General features: G+C 57.8%; 21 protein-coding genes and 2 tRNA genes. 4 read left to right on the plus strand and 19 right to left on the minus strand.

Annotated features, from left to right (window positions below; translation table 11 throughout):
• Window positions 1-96: 96 nt before the first annotated feature.
• Window positions 97-1617 (minus strand): trimethylamine methyltransferase family protein, encoded by a 1521-nt coding sequence (locus ACR3EQ_RS02170; protein WP_170616661.1) that lies wholly within the window; start codon window positions 1615-1617, stop codon window positions 97-99.
• Between the two features lie 94 nt (window positions 1618-1711).
• Here ACR3EQ_RS02170 and ACR3EQ_RS02175 point away from each other — a divergent pair, with 94 nt between their 5' ends.
• Window positions 1712-2620: a LysR substrate-binding domain-containing protein gene (locus tag ACR3EQ_RS02175; protein ID WP_170616659.1), complete on the plus strand. Its 909-nt coding sequence runs from the start codon at window positions 1712-1714 to the stop codon at window positions 2618-2620.
• Window positions 2621-2804: 184 nt separating this feature from the next.
• A complete protein-coding gene (locus ACR3EQ_RS02180; protein ID WP_480489650.1) occupies window positions 2805-4208 on the plus strand; it encodes an MATE family efflux transporter in 1404 nt (467 codons plus the stop codon).
• Window positions 4209-4217: 9 nt separating this feature from the next.
• Here the strand turns inward: ACR3EQ_RS02180 and ACR3EQ_RS02185 are convergent, their stop codons facing one another.
• From ACR3EQ_RS02185 to ACR3EQ_RS02250, 14 genes are all read right to left on the minus strand, one after another.
• Window positions 4218-5315 carry a M56 family metallopeptidase gene (locus tag ACR3EQ_RS02185; RefSeq protein ID WP_170616656.1) on the minus strand — a complete coding sequence of 366 codons (1098 nt, stop codon included), beginning with the start codon at window positions 5313-5315 and terminating at the stop codon, window positions 4218-4220.
• On the minus strand, window positions 5302-5697 hold the full coding sequence (locus tag ACR3EQ_RS02190; protein WP_170616654.1) for a BlaI/MecI/CopY family transcriptional regulator: 396 nt from the start codon (window positions 5695-5697) through the stop codon (window positions 5302-5304). Before ACR3EQ_RS02190 ends, ACR3EQ_RS02185 begins: the two co-directional genes overlap by 14 nt.
• A 66-nt stretch (window positions 5698-5763) precedes the next feature.
• Window positions 5764-6033 carry a DUF2160 domain-containing protein gene (locus tag ACR3EQ_RS02195; RefSeq protein ID WP_480491731.1) on the minus strand — a complete coding sequence of 90 codons (270 nt, stop codon included), beginning with the start codon at window positions 6031-6033 and terminating at the stop codon, window positions 5764-5766.
• Window positions 6034-6176: 143 nt separating this feature from the next.
• A complete protein-coding gene (locus ACR3EQ_RS02200) occupies window positions 6177-6974 on the minus strand; it encodes a carbohydrate ABC transporter permease (protein ID WP_170616650.1) in 798 nt (265 codons plus the stop codon).
• Window positions 6971-7834: a carbohydrate ABC transporter permease gene (locus ACR3EQ_RS02205; protein WP_170616648.1), complete on the minus strand. Its 864-nt coding sequence runs from the start codon at window positions 7832-7834 to the stop codon at window positions 6971-6973. Before ACR3EQ_RS02205 ends, ACR3EQ_RS02200 begins: the two co-directional genes overlap by 4 nt.
• On the minus strand, window positions 7831-8907 hold the full coding sequence (locus ACR3EQ_RS02210) for an ABC transporter ATP-binding protein (protein ID WP_480489651.1): 1077 nt from the start codon (window positions 8905-8907) through the stop codon (window positions 7831-7833). The genes ACR3EQ_RS02205 and ACR3EQ_RS02210 overlap by 4 nt, the downstream gene beginning before the upstream one ends.
• Before the next feature lies 1 nt (window position 8908).
• Complete coding sequence (locus ACR3EQ_RS02215; protein WP_170616644.1) at window positions 8909-9958, minus strand: ABC transporter ATP-binding protein; 1050 nt, start codon at window positions 9956-9958, stop codon at window positions 8909-8911.
• A 62-nt stretch (window positions 9959-10020) separates the two neighbouring features.
• The gene (locus ACR3EQ_RS02220) at window positions 10021-11760 is read right to left on the minus strand and encodes an ABC transporter substrate-binding protein (protein ID WP_170616642.1); all 1740 of its coding nucleotides are present in this window, start codon (window positions 11758-11760) and stop codon (window positions 10021-10023) included.
• Window positions 11761-12056: 296 nt separating this feature from the next.
• A tRNA-Glu gene (locus tag ACR3EQ_RS02225) sits at window positions 12057-12131 on the minus strand.
• Window positions 12132-12153: 22 nt separating this feature from the next.
• Window positions 12154-12228: transfer RNA gene (locus ACR3EQ_RS02230), tRNA-Glu, on the minus strand.
• A 109-nt stretch (window positions 12229-12337) separates the two neighbouring features.
• On the minus strand, window positions 12338-14080 hold the full coding sequence (gene recJ / locus ACR3EQ_RS02235; protein WP_170616640.1) for a single-stranded-DNA-specific exonuclease RecJ: 1743 nt from the start codon (window positions 14078-14080) through the stop codon (window positions 12338-12340).
• A 93-nt stretch (window positions 14081-14173) separates the two neighbouring features.
• Window positions 14174-15157: a class II fructose-bisphosphatase gene (gene glpX, locus ACR3EQ_RS02240; protein WP_170616638.1), complete on the minus strand. Its 984-nt coding sequence runs from the start codon at window positions 15155-15157 to the stop codon at window positions 14174-14176.
• Between the two features lie 70 nt (window positions 15158-15227).
• Window positions 15228-16514, minus strand: a complete 1287-nt coding sequence (locus ACR3EQ_RS02245) for a homoserine dehydrogenase (protein WP_480489652.1) — start codon at window positions 16512-16514, stop codon at window positions 15228-15230.
• 124 nt (window positions 16515-16638) lie between these two features.
• Window positions 16639-16887 (minus strand): hypothetical protein, encoded by a 249-nt coding sequence (locus ACR3EQ_RS02250; RefSeq protein ID WP_170616634.1) that lies wholly within the window; start codon window positions 16885-16887, stop codon window positions 16639-16641.
• Between the two features lie 100 nt (window positions 16888-16987).
• Here ACR3EQ_RS02250 and ACR3EQ_RS02255 point away from each other — a divergent pair, with 100 nt between their 5' ends.
• Window positions 16988-17575, plus strand: coding sequence for a TetR/AcrR family transcriptional regulator (locus ACR3EQ_RS02255; protein WP_170616632.1), 588 nt, complete (start codon window positions 16988-16990; stop codon window positions 17573-17575).
• Between the two features lie 15 nt (window positions 17576-17590).
• Here ACR3EQ_RS02255 and ACR3EQ_RS02260 read toward each other — a convergent pair whose 3' ends face one another.
• Window positions 17591-18502, minus strand: a complete 912-nt coding sequence (locus ACR3EQ_RS02260) for a pirin family protein (RefSeq protein WP_170616630.1) — start codon at window positions 18500-18502, stop codon at window positions 17591-17593.
• Between the two features lie 159 nt (window positions 18503-18661).
• On the opposite strand from ACR3EQ_RS02260, the gene ACR3EQ_RS02265 reads away from it, so the two are divergent.
• The gene (locus ACR3EQ_RS02265; RefSeq protein WP_170616628.1) at window positions 18662-19132 is read left to right on the plus strand and encodes a hypothetical protein; all 471 of its coding nucleotides are present in this window, start codon (window positions 18662-18664) and stop codon (window positions 19130-19132) included.
• 1 nt (window position 19133) lies between these two features.
• Here the strand turns inward: ACR3EQ_RS02265 and ACR3EQ_RS02270 are convergent, their stop codons facing one another.
• The 3 genes from ACR3EQ_RS02270 to ACR3EQ_RS02280 are packed head-to-tail and all read right to left on the minus strand — an operon-like array spanning window position 19134 to window position 21869.
• Entirely contained in the window at window positions 19134-19688 is a 555-nt protein-coding gene (locus tag ACR3EQ_RS02270; protein WP_170616626.1) for a pilus assembly protein, read from the minus strand.
• Window positions 19689-19701: 13 nt separating this feature from the next.
• Window positions 19702-20235 carry a TadE family protein gene (locus ACR3EQ_RS02275; RefSeq protein WP_170616624.1) on the minus strand — a complete coding sequence of 178 codons (534 nt, stop codon included), beginning with the start codon at window positions 20233-20235 and terminating at the stop codon, window positions 19702-19704.
• Window positions 20232-21869 carry a Tad domain-containing protein gene (locus ACR3EQ_RS02280; protein ID WP_170616622.1) on the minus strand — a complete coding sequence of 546 codons (1638 nt, stop codon included), beginning with the start codon at window positions 21867-21869 and terminating at the stop codon, window positions 20232-20234. The genes ACR3EQ_RS02275 and ACR3EQ_RS02280 overlap by 4 nt, the downstream gene beginning before the upstream one ends.
• Window positions 21870-21999 lie beyond the last annotated feature (130 nt).

Here is a 21999-nt window from a genome sequence, read left to right on the forward strand (position 1 = left end):
AGGCCGGGTTGGGCCCGAAGTGTTCTTTGCGTAGCCCACGCGATCATTGCGGTTACGGTCACGACGTTGGCAGGGGGGGTCGCGGTGGCTGTTTTCCTAGTACCAGGCATCGGGCAGTTCCTCTTTGCGTCTGGCGACAAATGCCTCCAGTTCTTCGCGCAGCGCGGCGTCGATCGGAGGTTCCTCATATTCTTTCAGCATCTGCTTCCAGCGACTGTGGGCGCGCTGGCGCATGTCTTCCGAACCGTTTTCTTCCCAGCTTTCGACATTCTCGCTGTCGCTGAGCCTGGGTTCGTAGAATGCTGTCTGGTAGTGGCGCATCGTGTGGCCGCATCCCAGAAAATGCCCGCCTGGGGCGACTTCGTCGTATGCGTCCCGAGCCAGCGCGTCGTCTGAAGTGTCCAGCCCCTGGCACAGGACTTTCTGATAGGATCCAAGCCGGTCCGCATCCATGATCAGCTTCTCGAAACCGGTGCACAATCCGCCTTCCAGCCAGCCTGCCGAGTGCAAGACAAAATTTGCCCCTGCCAGCATAGTGGAATGCATGGAATCCGCGCTTTCGTATGCCGCTTGGGCGTCCTCGATCTTCGATGCTGTCAGGGACCCGCCGCACCGCAACGGCAACCCGGCGCGGCGTGCCAGTTGACCAATAGCATAGTTCGACATGACAGGTTCGGGCATTCCAAAAGTGGGTGCGCCCGATTTCAACGACATCGACGACAGGAAGTTGCCCAGCACAAAAGGCGCGCCCGGGCGGATTAGCTGAATATACGCACAGACCATCATCGCTTCGGCCATGGCCTGTGCCACGGACGCCGCGGTTGAGACCGGCCCCATTGCCCCCGAAAGGATAAAGGGCACCACGACCATGCCTTGCCCGCGGGTTGAATACACCCGTGCCGCTTCGGTCACCACACGGTCCACCAAAAGTGGAGAGTTCGTGTTCACGTTCCCCATGATGACGCAGTTATCGGCCATTACCTCAGCGCCGAACACGATTTCGGCCATGTCGACGCTGTCCTGCGCGCGGCTCATTTCCGTAATCGCGCCCAGATGCGGTTTGTCGCTGAGGTTCATGTGCGCGAACAGCATGTCGAGATGCCGTTTGCTGACCGGAACGTCACAAGGCTCACAGGTGACGAAGCCACCGTGATGCAGGTTCGGGTGCAGATAAGTTAGTCGCACGAGATCCCGGAAGGCGGCCATATCGCCATATCGGCGCCCACCTTCGAGGTCGCGTACAAAAGGGGCGCCGTAAATCGGCGCGAAAACCTGATGCTTGCCGCCAATAGTGACTGATCGGTCCGGGTTTCGGGCCAGTTGTGTGAACTCGGCCGGAGCTTGAGAGCACAGGTTGCGAATCCAATCGGCCGGCGCGCGCACGATGTCGCCGTCAACCTTTGCACCTTCGCGCTTCCAAAGCGCAAGCGCCTCGGGGTCGTCGCGAAAGGCGATGCCCACGTCTTGCAGGATCCAGTCGACCTGTTCCTCAAGCCGAACGATCTGATCCTCATCAAGCACATCGAAATGCGGGATGATGCGGCGAATATAGGGTGAGGGCGGTGCGCCAGTTGGCGCATTTCCCCGTGTTCTTGAACTGCGTGCCCGGCGCGCCATGAATGCCCTCTCTGAATCTGTCTGTCCTGAAATTATCGTCTGGGTGGGCCTTTGTGACGTTTGAAAATTTCGATGAATTAGATAAACACAGCTTATGCAAAAGCTTTGGTCACATCTGTCCTCACCGCGCCACCTCGTCTTTTTCGAGGCCGCAGCAAGGACTGGATCGTTCACACATGCGGCGCAGGAATTGAACGTTCAACAACCAGCGGTCAGTATGGCGATCAAGCAACTTGAAAGCTCGCTTGGTGTTCTTCTGTTCCAGCGTAGCCATCGTAAGATCAGCCTGACAAATGCTGGAAGCAAGTTGTTTGCCGACGTGACACGCGCGTTTGAACAGCTTGCGCAGTCCGCCGAATCCATCCGGCAATTTGCCAGCAATGATCACGTGACACTCAGCGCGTCTTCGGCATTCAACAACTATTGGCTTTTGCCGCGCATCGGGTCCTTTCAGCGCATCCATCCGGATATCGACCTGCGCCTGCAATCCAGCGATCGAGAGCCTGATCTGAATGTTGAAACGATCAGCCTGGCCATTCGACTTGGGGCCGGAGACTGGCCGGATTGCGAATGTGCGTTGATCGCCGAGGAAGTGATCTATCCCGTCGCGTCGCCCCGGGTGATGGCGGCAGCGGTAAATCTCAGAAATGTGCCGGGGCTTCTCAGCCAGCGCTTGATCCATCTTGAGGAACCAATTCGTGAACGCCCTTCGTGGCGGCAATGGTTCTGGGAGTTCGGGGTGACGGAAATACCTCCGCGCAGCGGTCTGCGCCTGAATGACTACGCGCTGGTGCTTCAGGCCGCGATTGCGGGCGAGGGGTTCGCCTTTGGGTGGGACCATCTTGTTGCCCCATTGGTTCAGCAGGGCCTGCTTGCTGCGCGGTCGGAGTGGACCTGGAAAACAGGGAAGGGGATCTACCTGGTCTGGTCGAAGTCCCGGGAGCTGACACCCAAGGCCGAAATCGTGCGGGATTGGATATTGTCTGTGAAGCAAGGTGCCTGACGAGAGGGTCGCTGGCGGCCATGCAGAGCGTTTTCCGCTACCGGTGACGGGTTTTGGAATGGCTGCCGACTGAGCCCCGTTGCAACCGTTCCTGATCTGCGCCGCCCGGGTGAATTGGGGTTGCCGCCCCTTCCCAAACGGCTGCAAGGTGACACAAAGCGCCTGAACAGGAGCAACGAACAACATGGCAGGTCAGTCCGGCAACGATGCCGTTTTTCTGAACGGCAGCCTGATGCGGCACGTGACGCGCATGTCCTTGACCACCAGCATTGGTCTGATGGCAATTTTCGCGGTCGACTTTGTGGACATGATATTCATCTCGATGCTGGGCAATGACGCTCTGGCTGCGGCGGTCGGCTATGCGGGGACATTGTTGTTCTTTACCAACGCCATCAATATCGGGCTGTCGATCTCCGCCGGGGCGCTCGTTGCACGTGAACTGGGCGCGGGCAGGCCAGAGCAGGCGCGCCACTACGCATCCAGCGTCGCGGTTCTGGGGCTGATTGGTGGTATCCTGATTTCGGCTCTGGTTCTGATGAACCTGACCTTTCTACTGTCGCTTCTGGGCGCCGAGGGCGAGGTGCTGCGGCTTTCGGTCCGCTATGTTTCGATCATCCTGCCGACCATGTGCGTCATGTCCATTGCCATGACGGCGATGGCTGTATTGCGCGCGCATGGTGATGCGCGACGTTCGATGATGGCTACGATCTACGGCGGTGTGGTGAATGCCGTCCTGGATCCTGTGCTGATCTTCGCGGTGGGGCTTGGACTGGATGGCGCCGCAATTGCATCGGTTTTGGCAAGGCTTTGTATGCTGGCAGCCGCGATACTGCCGGCGCTGCGTGTGCACCGGGGCTTTACGCGGCCGTCTCTGTCAAAGGTTGCGCACGACCTGCGCCCTGTGCGAACCATCGCAATTCCAGCGGTTCTGACCAATGTCGCAACGCCGATTGGAAACGCCATCGTAGTTCGGGAAATTGCTCAATATGGAACTGACGCGGTGGCGGGGATGGCCGTGATCGGCCGCCTGATGCCGGTGGCGTTTTCTGTGGTGTTTGCTTTGTCAGGCTCGATCGGTCCGATCATCGGGCAGAACTTCGGGGCCGAACGATATGATCGTGTGCGGGCCGCCTTTTGGGCCGGAATCCGGTTTACCGGGATATACGTCGTGGCAATGGCGGCTATCCTGTTTCTTCTGCGTGCACCAATCGCGGATTTGTTTGCAGCGCAAGGCGAAACACGGACGCTGATCTACCTGTTTTGCGGACCGCTGGCGCTGGCTTCGTTTTTTAACGGAGTGATTTTTGTCGCGAACGCCAGTTTCAACAATCTTGGGCACCCGGTCTATTCGACCTGGATCAACTGGGGGCGACATACCGTTGGAACTTGGGTCTTTGTCGTTATCGGATCCAAGCTGGCGGGCGCTTCTGGCGTGCTGCTGGGACAGGCCTTTGGTGGGGTAATCTTTGCCCTGGTAGGATGGGTTCTGGTCGAGCGCGTCGTCGCAGGGCTGGCACACCCGCAGAAGATCGACCCGTTTACAGGGCAAAACCGTATCCATTCGCTGTTCGGGCGTCGCGGTTGGTGATCTGAGGGATCAGTTACCCTGGTTACGGGCCTCCAGCCGTTCCAGATTGACAACCGTCGACAGCATCAGCCGATCATGGCTCCAGTCATGTGTCTGGCGAAGCGAGGCTGATCCAAGCGCAAGCAAGGTTGCAAAAGTCAGCGTCAGACCCAAAAACAGAACCGGCAGCGGAGCCGTAGCCACCTGCGTGTCGGTCAGCGCGATCACACGCTGCTGCAATACCCGCTTGGCCTTTCCACCGGAAACCAGCGCTACATTCAGAACCTTCGGGTTCCGCATCGCGACTGTGCGGGCGCAATAATCCAGCAGGCAGGACGTATAGTCGCGCGCGTCGATCCCTTTGCGGGCAACAACCGACTGATCACAGGCCAGTTCCCGTAACCGGTCGAACTGATATTTCAGAAGCTGATAGGCCGGGTTCCAGAAAAGAACGGGGCGCAACAGTTCGAACCCAAGTTCCCATTCCACGTCGCCTGCGCGGATGTGCTGAAACTCATGGGCCAGAGCAAACCGCATTTCACGCGGCGTATTCAGCAAGTGACTGGGTAAAACCACGTGACGGCGGCGCAGACCGCGCACCGCGAAGGGCACCGTGATGCGGTCCGACAGGCGAATGTCCACTTTGCGAGAGCGGCGCCACAGAAAACTTGTCCCGATCGTGTTGCGAATGGAAATCGCATCACGCACAGCGCGGACAAGATACAGCGCCGAGATCATCGCCAGAGCTATCAGGACAATAATCAAAGCCAGAGACTCACCCGAAACGATATGATCGATCCAGCGTTCGCGGGTGTTGAGCAATGCCTCGAACTGGACCGCTGGCATCGCGATTTCGCCGCGCAGATAAGCGGCAACCGCAATGTCACCCAGCGCCACTGCGCGACCGGGCCATGCCAGCCCCGCCAATGCCGAAGCGCCAAGCGCCAGCAGAGGACTGAGTACCACGCAAACGCACAGCGTTTTGAGCGCGCGCAACTGCGCGACAAAGCTGTTTCGCATCGGAGTCTTCGCCAATGTCGCGCGGGCCAGCAGCCAGATAAGGGCGGACAGGCCAAGCACGATGTTCAATTCGAGATATGTATCGAGAACCGGTTTAACCGCTGTCATTTTGCAGTCTCCTCTCTACCAGTGCCCGAATTTCCTCCAGATCGGCTTCGCTCAGCCCCGCGTCATCGACCAGACGCGCCACCAGCGTGGCGGGTGTGTCGTCGAACAATGTGCGGGACAGGTTCTGAAGCGAACGCGCCTGATACCTGTCTTTTTCCAGAAGCGGTCTATAGATCAGCGTTTTTCCGTCCTTGCGGCTTTCGACGAAACCTTTCTCGTCGAGAATGCGCAGGATGGTCGCGCCGGACGTATAGGCCAGATTGCGTTCTGGTGGCAGACAATCAAGCACGTCACGGACCGAGCCCTGACCCAGCGCCCAGAGTTCGTTCATGAACTCGAGTTCTACTTCGGTCAGGAGGTTTGTTGTTTTTTTCTTTCGCATCGGTCTTTCGTGTCGCATTTTTTAGTATGCCTGACAGACAAGCATCCTTTCGCTGTTTCGCAAAGCTTAAACTTTCCAGAAGACGAAAATGCCCCATCCGACGGACAGGAAAAGTGGTGTCCAGACGGGCTGACCCACGAGGCCCAGCCAGGCAAGAAAGATATAGGCCGAGCCCAGCAGGGTAATAAACAGCCTGTCGCCCAGCGTGGTGGTCAGCCCCAGCACGCCGCGCCGTTCGATACCGTCGCGGAATTTGAACCCTTCCAGCAGGCCAATCAGCGCAATGGCCGAGAAGATGCCGACGAAAACAGCCAGCGTGGCAGGGGTCCAGGCCATCCAGAAGTCGGGCCACAGGGGGTCAGTCCACGAAAACCCTTTTTCCTCTTGCTGGCCGACATTGCCCCAACCGGCCTTCGCCTGTGCAAGGGCCGACGACGGCAGGAAGGGAAGGGTGAGAAGGAGTTTGCGCATATCGAACCTCACACACGTCCCATCGCGAAACCGCGCGCGATGTAGTTGCGGACAAACCAGATGACGATGGCACCGGGGATGATTGTAAGCGTCCCGGCTGCCGCAAGCAGGCCCAGTTCATACCCGGCACTTGAGGCGGTGCGCGTCATCACGGCGGCGATGGGTTTGGCCTCGACCGCAGTCAGGGTCTTGGCCAGCAGCATTTCAACCCACGAGAACATGAAGCAGAAGAACGCAGCAACGCCCACGCCTGCCTTGATGTTGGGCAGAAAGATCGTGACGAAAAAGCGCGGGAAGGAATAGCCGTCGACATAGGCGGTCTCATCCAGCTCTTTCGGGATGCCGCGCATGAACCCTTCCAGAATCCACACGGCCAGCGGCACGTTGAACAGCGTATGCGCCAGCGCCACGGCCAGGTGCGTATCGAACAGACCGATCGAGGAGTAGAGCTGGAAGAACGGCAGCGCAAAGACCGCAGCCGGTGCCATCCGGTTGGTCAGCAGCCAGAAAAACAACTGTTTGTCGCCCAGAAAACGATAGCGCGAAAAAGCATAAGCGGCTGGCAGGGCAACGCAGACAGAAAGTACTGTGTTCAGAGTCACATAGGTGATCGAGTTGATGTAGCCCCAGTACCATGTCGGATCGGTGAAGATGGTGATGTAGTTCTCCAGCGTAAAGGTCTGGGGAAACAGGGAAAAGCCCGACAGGATCTCGTTCGTGGTCTTGAATGACATTGCCACCAGCCAGTAGATCGGCAGCATCAGGAACGCGATATAAAGGATCGGGATGATGGACCGCTTCTTCATTGCGCGTCATCCTTTGTCATCAGAGTGTAGAAGACCCAAGAGACCAGTAGCGTGATGGCGAAATAGATCAGGCTCATCGCGGCCGCAGGGCCAAGGTCGAACTGTCCCAGCGCGATTTTCACAAGGTCGATCGACAGCAGGGTGGTTGAGTTGCCGGGGCCGCCACCAGTCAGAACGAACGGTTCGGTGTAGATGTTGAAACTGTCCATGAAGCGTAGCAGCACGGCGATGGTCAGGACGGTTTTCATCTTGGGCAGCTGGATATATCGGAACACAGACCAGGGGCTGGCGCCGTCGATCTTCGCAGCTTGATAGTAGGCGTCCGGGATCGACACCAAACCCGCGTAGCACAGCAGAACCACCAGCGAGGTCCAGTGCCAGACATCCATGATGATGACAGTGATCCAGGCCGATAGCGGCTGTTGCGTCATGTCATAGTTGATGCCCAGAACGTCATTCAGAAAATACCCCAGCAGACCGATCTTTGGCAGGGTGAAAATGTTCCACATCGACCCGACCACGTTCCATGGGATCAGCATCGGAAGGGCCATCAGTACCAGGCAGACCGGCACCCAGAAGCCTTTGCGCGGCATCGACAGGGCAACGATGATGCCCAGCGGGACTTCAATCAGCAGGATCAGCGCGGTGAACAGGAATTGCCGTCCAAGCGCGGCCTGAAACCGGTCGGACCGCAGGATTTGTTCAAACCAGCCAAGGCCTTCCCAGAAGAACTGGTTGTTGCCGAATGTTTCCTGCACCGAGTAGTTGACCACCGTCATCATCGGAACCAGCGCGTTGAACGCGACCAGCGCCAGCACAGGCAGGACAAAGAACCACGCTTTTTGGTTTTCCGTTCTCATTGCGCCCGCTCCTGAGTTGCGATCCAGCCGTCGCGATAGACGCGGGATTGTTCGGGTTTGAATTGCAGGAAAACCTGTGACCCGGGTTCGGGCACACTATGTTCGGTCACCGCCTTGAGGGCAGTAGTGCCGACCATCGCGCTGATCACATAGTGACGGCCGATGTCGGCGACTTTCGTTACGTGTGCGGGAATGCCGGTGTCGCCAAATCCAACATACTCGGGCCGGATACCCAAATCGGTGCGGCCCCCATCACCATGAGTTGGGCCTTCCAGCATTACCTCATGGCCTTCAAAGATAGCACGGTCGCCTTTCGCCTCGCAGGGCAGGACATTCATGCCGGGTGAGCCAATGAAGTGGCCGACAAACGTGTGCTGAGGGCGTTCGAACAGTTCGACGGGCGTGCCAATCTGAACCACTTCGCCTTCCTGCATCACCACCACCTCGTCCGCGAAAGTCAGAGCCTCGGTCTGGTCGTGGGTTACGTAGATCATTGTCGCTTTGACGCGCTGGTGCAGTTCTTTCAGCTTGGACCGAAGCTTCCATTTCAGATGCGGGTCGATCACGGTCAAGGGTTCATCGAACATCACCGCATTCACGTCGTCGCGCACCAATCCGCGGCCCATCGAGATCTTCTGCTTGTTGTCCGGGCTCAGACCCGAGGCGCGGGTGCCCAGCATATCCGTGACGTCCAGCATCTCGGCAATTTCATCGACACGGCGCTTGATCGTGGCAGCATCCACGCCCCGGTTCTTCAGCGGAAAGGCCAGGTTCTCGCCCACGGTCATTGTGTCGTAGATCACCGGGAACTGGAACACCTGCGCGATGTTGCGCTGATCGGGGGGCAGGGCCGTTACGTCGCGGTCGTCGAACAAAATCTGCCCCTCGGACGGTGTCAGAAGGCCCGAGATGATGTTCAGCAACGTAGACTTGCCGCAGCCCGACGGGCCCAGCAGCGCATAGGCTCCCCCATCGCGCCATGTCACGTCAATTTCCTTCAGCGCATAGTCTTCCGGGCCTTTCGGCGCGGGCATATAGCTGTGTCGAAGGTTTGAAAGTTTGATCTGTGCCATGTCAGGCTACCCTTTTGCCGTCTTGGCCGAAATACCGGCAATGGGCCGGGTTCATGTAGAAACTGTGATCCTCGCCCACCCGATAAGGGTGCACACCGGCGGCCAGCGAAACCCAAGCGTCGTTCCCATGTTGGAAATGCGCGCTGGAATCCGAGCCCGACAGCTCTGTCACGATCACGCGCCCGGTCAGTTCCACATCCGCGTCTGTGGTGCGGAACGGGGTCACACGGTGCGGGCGCACGGCGACCATGTAATCTCCGTCGGCCATGTCAGTGACCGGCCAGCCGCCGCCGCCCGCCAGATGTGCCTGGGCACCGGAAACCGTAATGTGCGCCACATTGATCGGCGGGTCCGAGAAGACACGCGCCGCCGCGATGTTTTCCGGGTTGCGATAGATGTCGGCGGTCGGCCCAAACTGGGTCACGCGGCCGTCTTCCATCAGTGCGGTGTAGCCGCCCAGCAGCAACGCCTCTTCGGGTTCCGAGGTGGCATAGACCACGACCGCGCCACGCCCTGCAAACAGGTCGGGCAGTTGCTCGCGCAGTTCTTCGCGCAACTTGTAGTCCAGGTTTGCCAGCGGTTCGTCGAGGAAGACGGCGCGGCTCTCTTTCGCAATGGCACGCGCCAGTGCGGTCCGTTGTTGTTGTCCACCCGACAACTCATGTGGGCGGCGGTGCAGCATCGGGCGCAGTTGCAGCAGGTCGGCCGCTTCTTCAACGCGGCCTTCGACTTCGCTTTTCGCCATACCCGCCACGCGCAGCGGCGAGGCGATGTTTTCGAAAACGGTCATATGCGGATAGTTCACGAAGAACTGGTGCACCAGGCTGATCTGACGCTTCTGCGTGTTCAGTCGCGTGACATCCTGCCCATCCATCAGGACCCTGCCCGAGGCTATCGGGTCCAGCCCGGCCATCATCTTGATCAGAGAGGTCTTGCCCGAGCCGGTTGCACCCAACAATACATTGAAGTGGCCTGTATGAAGGGTCAGGTTTGTGGATTTGATATGGATGACGTTGCCGACCCGTTTGGTGGCATCTTGAAGTTCGATCATCTGGGAAACTCGCGGGGCATTTTAGGGTAGGCCGGGCTTAAACCCGGCCTACGATGTTGCTGTTACTGGGACTGCCAGCGCTTAACCAGTTCGTCATAGTTGACGGTCTGGCCCTGCGGCTTTTCGTTCTCCAGCTTGGCCTTGGGCGAACCCGCTTTTTCCAGCCAGAAGGACGCATCCTGCGGCTCGTTCAGGCGCGGGCCGCAGCCACCGTAGACACCGGCGCTTTCATCCGCGGCCTGCATACGGGCCATGGTGATGTCCATCTCTTCAGCCAGACGGTCCATCGCCTCTTGCGGGGTGAAGGCGCCCGAGTTCACGTCACCGATTTGCTGCCACCAGATCTGGGCCAGCTTCGGATAATCCGGAACGTTGATGCCGGTCGGCGACCATGCCACACGGTCAGGCGAGCGGTAGAACTCGACCAGACCACCCAGCTTGGGTGCGCGCTCGGTGAAGGACTCGTGGTTAACCGAGCTGTCGCGGATGAAAGTCAGACCCACATGGGACTTCTTCACATCGACAGTCTTGGACGTCACGAACTGGGCATAAAGCCACGCTGCCTGAGCACGATCCTCGGGAGTCGACTTCAGGAAAGTCCAGGAACCCACGTCCTGATACCCAACCTTCTGGCCTTCTTCCCAGTAGGGGCCGTGCGGGCTGGGCGCCATCCGCCACAGCGGCGTGCCTTCGTCATCCACGGTGTTGTTGCCTTCGGACTTCGGCTTCACCATGTCGGCGGTGAATGCGGTGTACCAGAAGATCTGCTGGGCCACGTTGCCTTGGCTCAGCGCCGGCAGCGACTGGTAGAAGTCATAGGACGCCGCACCCGGAGGCGCATAGTTGCGCAGCCATTCGTCCCATTTGCGGATCGCGTAGACCGCAGCCGGACCGTTGGCAGCACCACCGCGCGACACCGAAGCGCCAACTGGGTTACAGGTGCCCGCTTCCATGCGGATGCCCCATTCGTCGACCGGAATACCGTTCGGCTCACCCTTGTCGCCGGCACCAGCCATTGACAGCCAGGCGTCAGTCATACGCCAGCCCAAGTCAGGCGCGCGTTTGCCGTAGTCCATGTGGCCGTAGATCGCGACGCCATCGACTTCTTTCACGTCGTTGGTGAAGAATTCGGCGATGTCTTCGTAGGCCGACCAGTTGACCGGAACACCCAAGTCATAGCCATACTTTTCCTTGAACGCGGCCTTGTTGGCTTCATCGTCGAACCAGTCTTTGCGGAACCAATAAAGGTTTGCGAACTGCTGGTCGGGCAACTGATACAGCTTGCCATCCGGACCGGTGGTGAACTGAATGCCCATGAAGTCATCCAGATCCAGCGTCGGCGAGGTTGTCGCCGCCCAGTCGCCGCCCATCATGTCGGTCAGCGGATAGGCCAGTTGCAGGCGGGAATGGGTGCCGATCAGGTCACTGTCGTTGACGTAGCCGTCATAGAGGTTCCGGCCGGTCTGCATCTGAGTCTGAACGGCCTGAACCACTTCGCCTTCACCAAGGATCTGGTGATTGACCTTGATTCCGGTGATCTCTTCGAATGCCTTGGTCAGAACCTCGGATTCATACGAGTGAGTGGGGATGCCTTCAGACAGGACGTTGATTTCCATGCCCGCGTAAGGCTGTGCAGCTTCGATGAACCACTGCATTTCAGCCATCTGTTCGTCTTTCGACAGGGTCGATGGCTGGAATTCGTCGTCGATCCAGCGTTGTGCTGCGGCTTCGTCGGCCCAAGCAGGACCGTGCCCCGCAATGACGGCAGCCGCCGCCACTGCGGAAAGTAGATGTCTCCGCATCTGTCTCCTCCCAAAAATTTATGGTTCTCCGGTGGGAACCGGATGTCAGATACCATCAGCGATTTTTCGCGCGCCTGTCAAACTAATTTTTTAGTAAATGAAAATGCAGATGCGTAACTCTTTGTTTTTATTATATTGAAAGAGGAATTCGGGAGGGGTCACGGCAAGGATTGCTGACTTCGCCGGAATCGGGAAAGAGCACTCAAAGTCCGGAGAACAACTGACCTAACCTCAAGTGAACCAGCGACCAGGCGCCAGATATTTGGTTCTGAAACTTTGATTAAGGAAAGTGCAAATGGCAGCCCGTAGGGGAATCGAACCCCTCTTTCCAGGTTGAAAACCTGGCGTCCTAACCGATAGACGAACGGGCCACTTGGTCCAGTCAAGCACAAGTGGCAGCCCGTAGGGGAATCGAACCCCTCTTTCCAGGTTGAAAACCTGGCGTCCTAACCGATAGACGAACGGGCCACGCTGGCTTGTGGAGGGCCTTTTACGGTTTACCTCCCACCCCCGCAAGCCGAAAAACGCAGGGATGTGAAACTTTTTTGGCGGTGCTTTCAGGGTCAGGAAACAGCCTTCAATTTACCTCGGCAGCATCCTCAAGCCGAAGCTGAACGTTTTGACGTCCGCCCCATGTGTTGACCTCAAGTCGGCCCGCGAAATGAAAGCGGGCTCCTCCGTGATTCAACAGCTTCTCGCCCATGGGGCCGTCGAACGCACCAAATGCAATGGCGTCCAGACCGCCGTTCAGCCCATCGGACAATGAAAGCTTGAGGTGCGTCTCGCCGACGCGTTTGGCAAACCGCACCTGAAGCTCAGGCAGGGCATAACGCGGGGCAGGGGCGCTGGCGCCGAACGGGCCGGCCTTTTCGATCTGTTCGATCAACTCGACCGAGGCCGCTCCGGGCATCAACGCACCGTCCAGCTTCAGATCCGCCGGGCCGCCCTGACCGGCCCCCTGTTTGGCCAGCAATTCACTCAGCCGTTCCATCGCCGCGTCCAGTTTATCGCGCATGACCGTCAGACCCGCCGCCATCTTGTGGCCACCGCCCTTGACCAGCAGACCCTCGGCGGCAAGCTTCTGGATCGAAGCACCCAGATCGATGCCCGATACGGATCGACCAGACCCCTTGCCCTCATCCCCGTCAAAGCCGATGACAATGGCAGGGCGGTTCGCCATTTCCTTAAGGCGAGAGGCAACGATGCCCACGACGCCGGGGTGCCAGCCTTCACCCGCTGCCCAGACCAGCGGCGCATCCAGTCCGCGTTCTTCCGCCTGATCAAGCGCAGCGGCACGCACCGCGTTTTCAATATCACGCCTTTCGGTGTTCAACTCATCCAACCGCTGCGACAAGGCCTCGGCCTCTGCTGTCGATTCCGTGCTCAGCAGGCGGGCACCCAGATCGGCCTGACCAATGCGACCACCGGCGTTGACACGAGGCCCCAGCAGAAACCCCAGATGATAGGAATTGGGTGCCGCGTCCATGCGGGACACATCCGACAGTGCAACAAGCCCGGGGCGTTGACGTCTGGCCATGACCTTGAGTCCCTGACGAACAAGGGCCCGGTTGGCACCGATCAAAGGTGCTACATCCGCAACCGTCGCCAGGGCGACCAGATCCAGCATCGACATCAGGTCCGGACCTTTGATACCGGCGTCGCGCAATTGCCGCCCGGCCTCGACCAGCATCAGGAAAACGACACCCGCCGCGCAAAGATACCCCAGATCGCCACTTTCATCCTGCCGGTTCGGGTTCACGATCGCGGCGCAGTCGGGCAGGGTTTCTCCGCCAAGGTGGTGGTCCAGAACGATCACATCCGCGCCGTTGGCTGCCGCGATGGGCTCATGGCTCAGCGTTCCGCAATCGACACAAATGATCAGGTCGTGTTCAGCAGCCAGCGTCTGCATGGCAGGAACATTTGGCCCGTAGCCTTCGTCGATGCGGTCCGGGACATAAAGCGTGGCGCTGATCCCCATCTGTCGCAGCCAGACCAGCAACAATGCGGCCGAGCTTCCGCCGTCCACATCGTAATCCGCGAACACGGCGATCCGTTGCCGCGCCCTGACGGCCTGTAGGAACCGCGTTGCTGCCTTCTCCATATCCAGCATCGAACGCGGGTCCGGCAGCAGTTCTTTCAGCTTGGGCTCAAGAAATCCTGCTGCTTCCATCGCTGGCACGCCGCGCCGTGCCAGCACCTGACAGACAGCGCGGGGCAACCCGGCCTGCTGCACCAGCATTTCTGTTGCCCGCTCGATGTCCGGCGTAGGTCCGATCCAGCGGCGTCCGGTCAATGACTGCTCGACCCCAAGAAAGCTCATCCCATGCCCCTTATGCGCCAAGGCCGGACCCTCGCGGACCCGGCCTCTTCATCTTTTTACAAATACTCCCGCCGGAGGCAGCGGCGCAAGCCGCTATGCGTCGCTATGTGGCCACATCGGTGTACGATAGGACATACGCCGCACCGAACCGGTTTTCGACCGCATCAGCAAAGTGGTCGTTTCAACCCAGCCCGGCTCGCGTTTGATACGCGGTAGCAGTGAGCCGCCGGTTACACCGGTCGCAGCAAAAATCACGTCCGCTGTCACCATTTCGTCTCGCGCATAGACGCGATCCAAATCGGTAATACCTGCCTTGGCGGCGCGGCCACGCTCGTCATCGTTGCGGAACAGCAGGCGGCCAAAGATCTGCCCGCCCATGCATTTCAGCGCAGCTGCAGCCAGAACGCCCTCGGGTGCGCCGCCCTGGCCCATATACATATCGATGCCGGTTTCTTCGCTTTCTGCGCAGTGCATGACACCGGCCACATCACCGTCAGTGATCAGCCGGATCGAGGCTCCGGTGTCACGAACTTCGGCAATCATGGCCTCATGACGCGGGCGCTCCAGAATACAGACGGTGATGTCCGCCGGATCACAGCCTTTGGCCTTTGCCAGCGCTTCGACGCGTTCCCGCGGGCTCATGTCCAGATTGACGACGCCTTCCGGGAACCCTGGGCCAATGGCCAGCTTATCCATGTATACGTCCGGGGCATGCAGCATCGACCCGCGCGGGCCCATTGCGATCACGGTCAGCGCGTTCGGCATGTCCTTGGCGGTCAGGGTCGTGCCCTCAAGCGGGTCCAGCGCAATGTCGACGCCGGGGCCGTTTCCAGTGCCGACTTCTTCGCCGATAAAAAGCATCGGCGCTTCGTCACGCTCACCTTCGCCGATCACGACGACACCTGCGATGTCCAACAGATTCAACTGCTCACGCATTGCGTTGACGGCGGCCTGATCGGCAGCCTTCTCATCGCCTCGTCCGACAAGCGAGGCGGATGCAAGCGCGGCCTGTTCAGCCACACGGGCAAGGCCCAAAGAAAGCATTCGGTCGTTGAAATCGGTCTTGGCAGCGTTCATGTGTCGGTATCCTTGGGTCAATAAAGGCGTTCTGTCCGGCATAGCCTGCGTCTGGCACAGGCCGCAAGGGTCAAACCTCTTCGATGCGCAGCGCGACAGGTTCCCCCGAAACCACGTCAGTGGACCTGAACCCCTCCAGCGCCACATCAAGTGTCGCGCGCGTGGTCTTGTGAGTTACAATCAGGACGGGTGCCGTGTTTTCAGAATGGGCATACTGGCGCATCCGGTCGATGGAAACTCCGGCATCACCCAGAATGGCCGCAACTTTCGCCAGCGCACCGGGTTTGTCCAACAGGGCAAGGCGAAGGTAATAGGGCGCGGGCAATCCGGTTCGCGCAGGCGTAGCCTCTTGCAGCGTCGAGGCCGGTCGGCCGAATGTCGGAATATGCAATCCGCGTGCCAGATCACAAACGTCACCCATGACAGCGCTGGCGGTTGGGCCTTCACCGGCACCGGGTCCGCGCAGAACAACTTGCTCGATCGAGTCACCCTCGATCACCACCATGTTGGTGCCGCCTTCCAGTTGCCCCAGAGGTGAGCCGCTTGGCACCAGGCAGGGCTGCATGCGCTGTTCCAGTCCGCGCCGGGTACGCTGTGCCACGCCCAGCAGCTTGATCCGGTATCCCATGTCGTCCGCCTGATGAATGTCATCCAGGCTGATATGCTGAATACCCTCGATTTCGATCCCGTCGAAATTCGGCTTGGTTCCAAAGGCAATCGAGGACAGAAGCGCCAGTTTATGGGCCGCGTCAATGCCACCCACATCCAGATTAGGGTCAGCTTCCAGATACCCCAGTTGGGCGCATTCTTCGAACAGCGCGTTGTATCCCAATTCCTGGGACTGCATCCGGGTCAGAATGTAATTGCAGGTTCCGTTCATCACGCCCATGACACGGGTGATGTCGTTCCCGGCAAGCCCTTCGGTCAGGGATTTGATCACAGGTATGCCACCCGCGACCGCCGCCTCGAACCGGATGACACGGCCTGCGGCTTCGGCCTGCTCCGCCAGTTTCTGACCATGGACGGCCAGCAGCGCCTTGTTGGCGGTTACCACGTCTTTACCGGTCTCCAGCGCCGCCTCGACCGAGGCCAGAGCCGGGCCGTTCTCGCCCCCCATAAGCTCGACATAAACGTCAATGTCGTCTCGGCGGGCCAGCGCGACAGGATCACTTTCCCAAGCGTAGTCGGACAGGTTGACACCGCGATCCTTGCCGGAGTCCCGGGCGGAAACGGCCACGATTTCAATTGGTCTGCCGGTCCGGGCCTGCAACAGATCCGCATGTTTGCGGACGACCCGGATCACACCCACGCCGACGGTCCCCAAGCCAGCAATTCCCAGCCGCAGCGCCTGTGTCATTCGGTGGATTCCTTTCCGCTCGTATTCGCCAGTCTGGATTTTTCATCCGTCAGGCGCTGCCTTAGCGGGTTCATGGGGTCGGTGCAATGCGTCAGAGGACAGCGCGGCCAATGAAATCCGGCAATCAGTCGATTTCTGCGTTCTGAAGTGCCTGCGCTTTATTCGCCAGCGCTTCGGCACGCGCATTCAGGTCCTCTTCGACCTCGGCCGCTTCGCTTACGGGATCAACCGGTGGGCCCAACGCTTCGCTCAGTGGGATCAAGCGGGGAAACGTGGACTTGCGCACGGTTGGCGACTCGCTGCCTTCCAGCTCAGGAATGTCCGCGCAGGCGGCGAAGACAAGCATCAAAAACAGCAGGGGCAGGGGTTTCATGACAAGCCGGTTGTTGTTGCAGTCGCCATTGTGATGCACCTTTTGCCCGTTCGGTTCAAGCGGGGTTCTATTTGAACAAACGTTCAGATACTGTCGGCCTATGGCTCGTACCCAAGGTTCACACTCTGACATAACCGGCCCGCGGATCCGCAAGGCAGCGTTGGCTTTGTTCGCCCGACATGGGTATGCGGCGGTTTCAATGCGCCAGATCGCGTCCGAGGTCGGTGTGCAGGCCGGTGCTTTGTATAACTACACCCCAGATAAGCAAAGTCTGCTTTTCCGTCTGATGCGTGACCATATGCAGGAGCTTCTGTCGGCGTATGAGGCACAGGACAAATCCGAAGATCCACGCGATGCCTTGCGCCGCTTTGTCGGATTTCACATTCGCTTTCACCTGGAACGCCCGGACGAGGTGTTCATAGCGTATATGGAGTTGCGAAACCTGACGCCCGAGAATTTCACGGAAATCGAAGATCTGCGCCGCAGGTACGAGGATTCACTGGAAGGTATTCTGCGTGACGGTCATGTCGCCGGCCTGTTCAAAGTACCCGACACCAGGATCGCAAGCTTTGCTGTGATCGCAATGCTGAATGGTGTGATGACCTGGTATCGGGCAGGCGGGAGGTTGTCACTGGATCAGGTCGAGCAGATCTACTGGGACATGGTCTGTCGCGCCGTTGCGACGTGATCTGCCCGCCCGTCCTTAGTGTGCTGGCCGGATGAAGGTTCCGTTTCGAAGCTCTTCAAAGGCTTGTTTCAGCTCGGCCCGGGTGTTCATGACGATTGGCCCGTGCCAGGCGACCGGTTCGTTGATCGGCGCACCGGAGATCAGCAGGAACCGAACTCCTTGCGGCCCCGCCTGAACCGTAATTTCGTCGCCAGACCCAAAGCGGACCAGCGTCCGGTTGCCTGACATGTCGCGAATGTTGACCTCTTGCCCCGCCACCTCTTTTTCCAGCAGAACGCCGGTGGGTTGTGACGCGTCGGCAAACGCGGCCTGACCATCGAAAACATAAGCGAAGGCCCGGCGATAAGTGTCTATGGGAAAAGTTTTTTTGACGCCTGCCGGGATGCGGATATCCAGGTATTGCGGATCAGCCGCAATGCCGTCGACAGGGCCGGTTTTCCCCCAGAACGTACCCACGATCACACGAACCGTGGTGCCGTCATCATCCGTGATCTCGGGGATTTCCCGGCTTTGAACGTCCTGATACCGGGGTGCAGTCATCTTCTGGTCAGAGGGCAGGTTTCCCCACAACTGGAACCCATGCATCTGACCACTGGCGTTTCCATGTGGCATTTCCTGATGCAATATCCCCGAACCTGCCGTCATCCACTGCACGTCACCGGCGCCAAGTGTTCCGGTGTTGCCCAGTGAATCCGAGTGTTCGACGGTCCCGGACAGAACATAAGTAATGGTCTCAATTCCGCGATGCGGATGCCACGGAAATCCTGCTTGGTAGTCCTGCGGGTTCTCATTCCTGAAATCGTCGAAAAGAAGAAATGGGTCGAGTTCGGACGGGTCCTGAAACCCGAAGGCACGATGCAAATGCACACCGGCGCCTTCCCGTGTTGGAACGGATTGTCTGGTTTCCAAAGTAGGCCTGAGGGACATTTTTGCCTCCTGATTTACATGACAACCATGTAATTTGTGCGCCTGCGCGGTCAATTGACAAAAACGCGCGCGCAATGTGCGACGCCGCGCAGGTCGGGACCCCCTGTCCATTATTTCGCAAAGCAGGTAAGGGAAGTCGAGGCAAAGAAAGAGGGCCCCATGCAGGACGAAGTGCTGGCAACAGTTCAGGCATCATCACCCAGACGATGGGCAGGTGTAGGAATGCTGGGCACAGTTGGAGCGTTGGTACTTTACGTCGCCTTGGCGGCACCACCTGCCTTGGGATGGCAGGTTTTCCTTTTCGTGATCGCGGGCGGGGCGTTCTGGCTGGCACATCGCATGTGGCACGCCACAACAGACCGTATCGAACTGACTCGAGCTGAGTTGCGCACCGGAGCGGGGCAGGTCATTGCCAATGTCGAAGATATTGAAACTGTTGATCGCGGCGTGTTTGCCTTCAAACCATCAAACGGGTTTCTTGTTCGCACGACCGGCAAGGGAAAAAACACCTGGGCGCCAGGCCTTTGGTGGCGATTGGGTCATCGTGTGGGGGTCGGCGGCATGACTGCCGCCGCCGAGACCAAGTTCATGTCCGAAATGTTGTCCGCACTTCTGGCTGAAATGGATTGACCTAGACCGAGGCCGCAATTTCGTTGGTAAAACGCGGGCGAGTAAAGACAAAGTTTTCGAAAGTAACTCCGGTTGCGAATTTAAATCCCGTGTAAAAAATCGGAACGTATTCATTTGACGTTTCAACCAGAATCAAAGTGTCTTGGTTGGGCATCGGCGGAAGCTGGGACCGAATTTCGTGAATGCTGTCATCTGTCCACTTGACGTCATAGCCGCGAGTCGACGACCACCGCACATAGTGGCGATCATCTTCTTCATCGAAAACAATCAGCGAAACACGCAAATTCATTTGCGAATTATTGTTGACCATCTTCTCCATCAATTCGTGCAGAGAATCTATGTAAACATCTGTAATAGTTTGAGTTTCACGAGAGATAAGATCGCTTACGGTAAATGCGGCCTTCAGATTTGACGCGCTTTGACGGAAGCCTTCGAACGCGACGAAGGTCATCGATACCGTCCAGAACAGTAGTGGAAAGACCATGATGGCCTCTACGGTAATAATACCACGTTCATCCCGCCGAAACGATTTCAGACACTTTGCCATTTTTGTCATGATCGACGTCATCTTACAAAGGTTCCTGTACGAAGGCTGTCGTAGCCGTTAGCGCATATTGACCGGTTTCATCCACGAGGGTTTTGCCGATTGTCGAGGTCGGAAACACCGGATCAATCCGCGCGCATGCCCGCAGGATCATCAATTCATTGGATTGACCATTGGTGAAGTTCAGAACAGGATCTACCTGTTCGGAGTTGTCCGTGCAGTCAGGTGTATCGGACAGCACGACCCCGGTGAAGGCACTCTGACGGATCATCTCTAGCCGAAGGTTGGAGGAGCAGTTTTTGATGAACTGAGCCCGTGAACAAATGGTGTCTTTTAGTTCGTCGTGCTGCGGATTATTCCCTGTTCCAAGTCGAATGTCGCGAACGGTCTGGTCAACAGCACGTTCCAACATACCCTGCTGTGTCGTCAATAATGTCAGTTCTGCGCCTGCTAGGATGAAAAACATGAACGCCGGAAAGATAATAGCGAATTCAATCGTGGCGTTTCCATCTTCAGACCCAAATAACCGGTGCATCAGCGGCAAAATACTCTGAGTCATTGTGTCAACCTCAGTTTGCGGATCGATGATGCGATCGAAGAAAAGGCGTCTTCAAGCGACAGTCCGCTCACGTCGTAGACATGGCTGTGCGAGCTAGCGCAGTCCCGAAGAACCCGATAGCCACTTCTTGGTGCTTCGAAGGCGATACCATATACGATAATGCCCTCGTCTTTTGCTGCGTCACAGATGTGTTTGGTGTGCTGGTTCTTGGCAGCGGTTTCTACTTTGGAGAACGCTGCAGAGTACCACTCAGCCCAGGCACTGGACTGCCAGTAGTAGTTGTAATTGGCGTTCCAAGCCAAAGACACACGGTTGAACAGTTGCGGGTATGTCAGGCGGAAAGCCGTACCCACCTCTTCGTTGTCGGCAGTTTCGGGCTCAGGGTTGCCGAACGGATGGTCTGCCCACTGGTCTTGCTGAGGCCAGAAAAAGTTCGGCTGTCCCTGCGAGTGATAAACGGTGTATTCTTCTGCTTCGGGGTTGTACCATACGTCCGACATACCTTCCCTCAGTGACGGATTCAGCATGTACTGATCGGTGTTCTTTCCATCGGTCATAACGATCACAATTTTCAGAACGTCCGAGTCATAGTTTGTCGGACGATTCGCAAACTTGGAAGGGACTATTGTCTTCGGCGCATATGCCGCATCCGTTTCAAGGGACAGATCGGAGACAATACCGCTCATGCCGGGATCAAGAAGCGCAACGCCCCATTTCATTCCAACATCAATCGACGTGTTTCCGCCGGGTGAAAGAAGTGCGATCTGGTCAAGCAATTTGCCCAGGTCATCCGTGACAGGTGTGATCGCGCTGCCGGCGCGGACAGGGCAAACAGGCAGAGTGATCGAACCCTCAGAATAAGTGAACGGGTCAAAATGCGCTGTCCGTTCCAGCCTGTCACCCCGCAGGAGATCGGAATCACTGTATTGCTCAGGGATAAAATTCACGCAGTGCGAATAGCTATGCTCCTGCGTGACATTCGTGAATTGGTCCAGCAGGGAAGCGCCCGCATTAACCTGCGTCGCATAGGGTATAAGCGAGATCGATATCTGGCTTTCACCTGGTTTGTCGAGCATCAGTTTAACGAAATCAGATGCTGCTTCTTTCAGAACATCGATTTTGCTGATCCCCGGGGTGGCCGAATTTTCGGACATTGAACCCGAAATATCGAGAACCAGCGAAATTTCAACGGCTCCGATTGATTCTTCAGCGGCGCTGGCTGCGGTCGCGGTCAAAGTTTTGATACCTGACAGGGCCATGAAATTTGTCGGTATCACTGCTTCGGCCGTCGCATAAACTCTTCGCGTACCAAAACTGTCTTGTACGTCGACGGTCTTGAGATTTTCCAAAAGCCCTGCCTTGTCGAGATAGGACTCAACAACGGTCTTCGGGCTTTCTTTCTGATCCAAATCGGCTGCGGCGAGAACGGCGCGGTCCAGAGTGGCCTGTAGTTTGGCTCTGTCGCGTTCATGGTTCATTAAATCGACGCCGACACCCGCTGCGGCCAACATTCCCAAAAAAACAAACAGCACAAAATATGAAAATGTGCCGTCTTCATTTTCGACGAACTGCCGCAACGTGGAAGATTTGCGTTTCTGCAAAATGCTACCGGCAATAAGCGAGAACTTTTTCATTTTGATGCCTCCGCTTCGCACATAACGTGTGCGACATAGGAAAATAAAATTGGGTTAAAGCTAGCTTTGAAACATGGCGTCAATTGGGCAAAAAAGGCCTGGTTTTGACCTTTTCGCCACTCAAGTGAGG

Source organism: Ruegeria sp. AN11 (assembly GCF_056536005.1).

Coding starts and splice junctions, on each gene's coding strand:
- ACR3EQ_RS02170 (WP_170616661.1), bottom strand. CDS start 1,617: ATGGCGCGCCGGGCACGCAGTTCAAGAACACGGGGAAATGCGCCAACT.
- ACR3EQ_RS02175 (WP_170616659.1), top strand. CDS start 1,712: ATGCAAAAGCTTTGGTCACATCTGTCCTCACCGCGCCACCTCGTCTTT.
- ACR3EQ_RS02180 (WP_480489650.1), top strand. CDS start 2,805: ATGGCAGGTCAGTCCGGCAACGATGCCGTTTTTCTGAACGGCAGCCTG.
- ACR3EQ_RS02185 (WP_170616656.1), bottom strand. CDS start 5,315: ATGACAGCGGTTAAACCGGTTCTCGATACATATCTCGAATTGAACATC.
- ACR3EQ_RS02190 (WP_170616654.1), bottom strand. CDS start 5,697: ATGCGAAAGAAAAAAACAACAAACCTCCTGACCGAAGTAGAACTCGAG.
- ACR3EQ_RS02195 (WP_480491731.1), bottom strand. CDS start 6,033: ATGGCCTGGACCCCTGCCACGCTGGCTGTTTTCGTCGGCATCTTCTCG.
- ACR3EQ_RS02200 (WP_170616650.1), bottom strand. CDS start 6,974: ATGAAGAAGCGGTCCATCATCCCGATCCTTTATATCGCGTTCCTGATG.
- ACR3EQ_RS02205 (WP_170616648.1), bottom strand. CDS start 7,834: ATGAGAACGGAAAACCAAAAAGCGTGGTTCTTTGTCCTGCCTGTGCTG.
- ACR3EQ_RS02210 (WP_480489651.1), bottom strand. CDS start 8,907: ATGGCACAGATCAAACTTTCAAACCTTCGACACAGCTATATGCCCGCG.
- ACR3EQ_RS02215 (WP_170616644.1), bottom strand. CDS start 9,958: ATGATCGAACTTCAAGATGCCACCAAACGGGTCGGCAACGTCATCCAT.
- ACR3EQ_RS02220 (WP_170616642.1), bottom strand. CDS start 11,760: ATGCGGAGACATCTACTTTCCGCAGTGGCGGCGGCTGCCGTCATTGCG.
- recJ (WP_170616640.1), bottom strand. CDS start 14,080: ATGAGCTTTCTTGGGGTCGAGCAGTCATTGACCGGACGCCGCTGGATC.
- glpX (WP_170616638.1), bottom strand. CDS start 15,157: ATGAACGCTGCCAAGACCGATTTCAACGACCGAATGCTTTCTTTGGGC.
- ACR3EQ_RS02245 (WP_480489652.1), bottom strand. CDS start 16,514: ATGACACAGGCGCTGCGGCTGGGAATTGCTGGCTTGGGGACCGTCGGC.
- ACR3EQ_RS02250 (WP_170616634.1), bottom strand. CDS start 16,887: ATGAAACCCCTGCCCCTGCTGTTTTTGATGCTTGTCTTCGCCGCCTGC.
- ACR3EQ_RS02255 (WP_170616632.1), top strand. CDS start 16,988: ATGGCTCGTACCCAAGGTTCACACTCTGACATAACCGGCCCGCGGATC.
- ACR3EQ_RS02260 (WP_170616630.1), bottom strand. CDS start 18,502: ATGTCCCTCAGGCCTACTTTGGAAACCAGACAATCCGTTCCAACACGG.
- ACR3EQ_RS02265 (WP_170616628.1), top strand. CDS start 18,662: ATGCAGGACGAAGTGCTGGCAACAGTTCAGGCATCATCACCCAGACGA.
- ACR3EQ_RS02270 (WP_170616626.1), bottom strand. CDS start 19,688: ATGACAAAAATGGCAAAGTGTCTGAAATCGTTTCGGCGGGATGAACGT.
- ACR3EQ_RS02275 (WP_170616624.1), bottom strand. CDS start 20,235: ATGACTCAGAGTATTTTGCCGCTGATGCACCGGTTATTTGGGTCTGAA.
- ACR3EQ_RS02280 (WP_170616622.1), bottom strand. CDS start 21,869: ATGAAAAAGTTCTCGCTTATTGCCGGTAGCATTTTGCAGAAACGCAAA.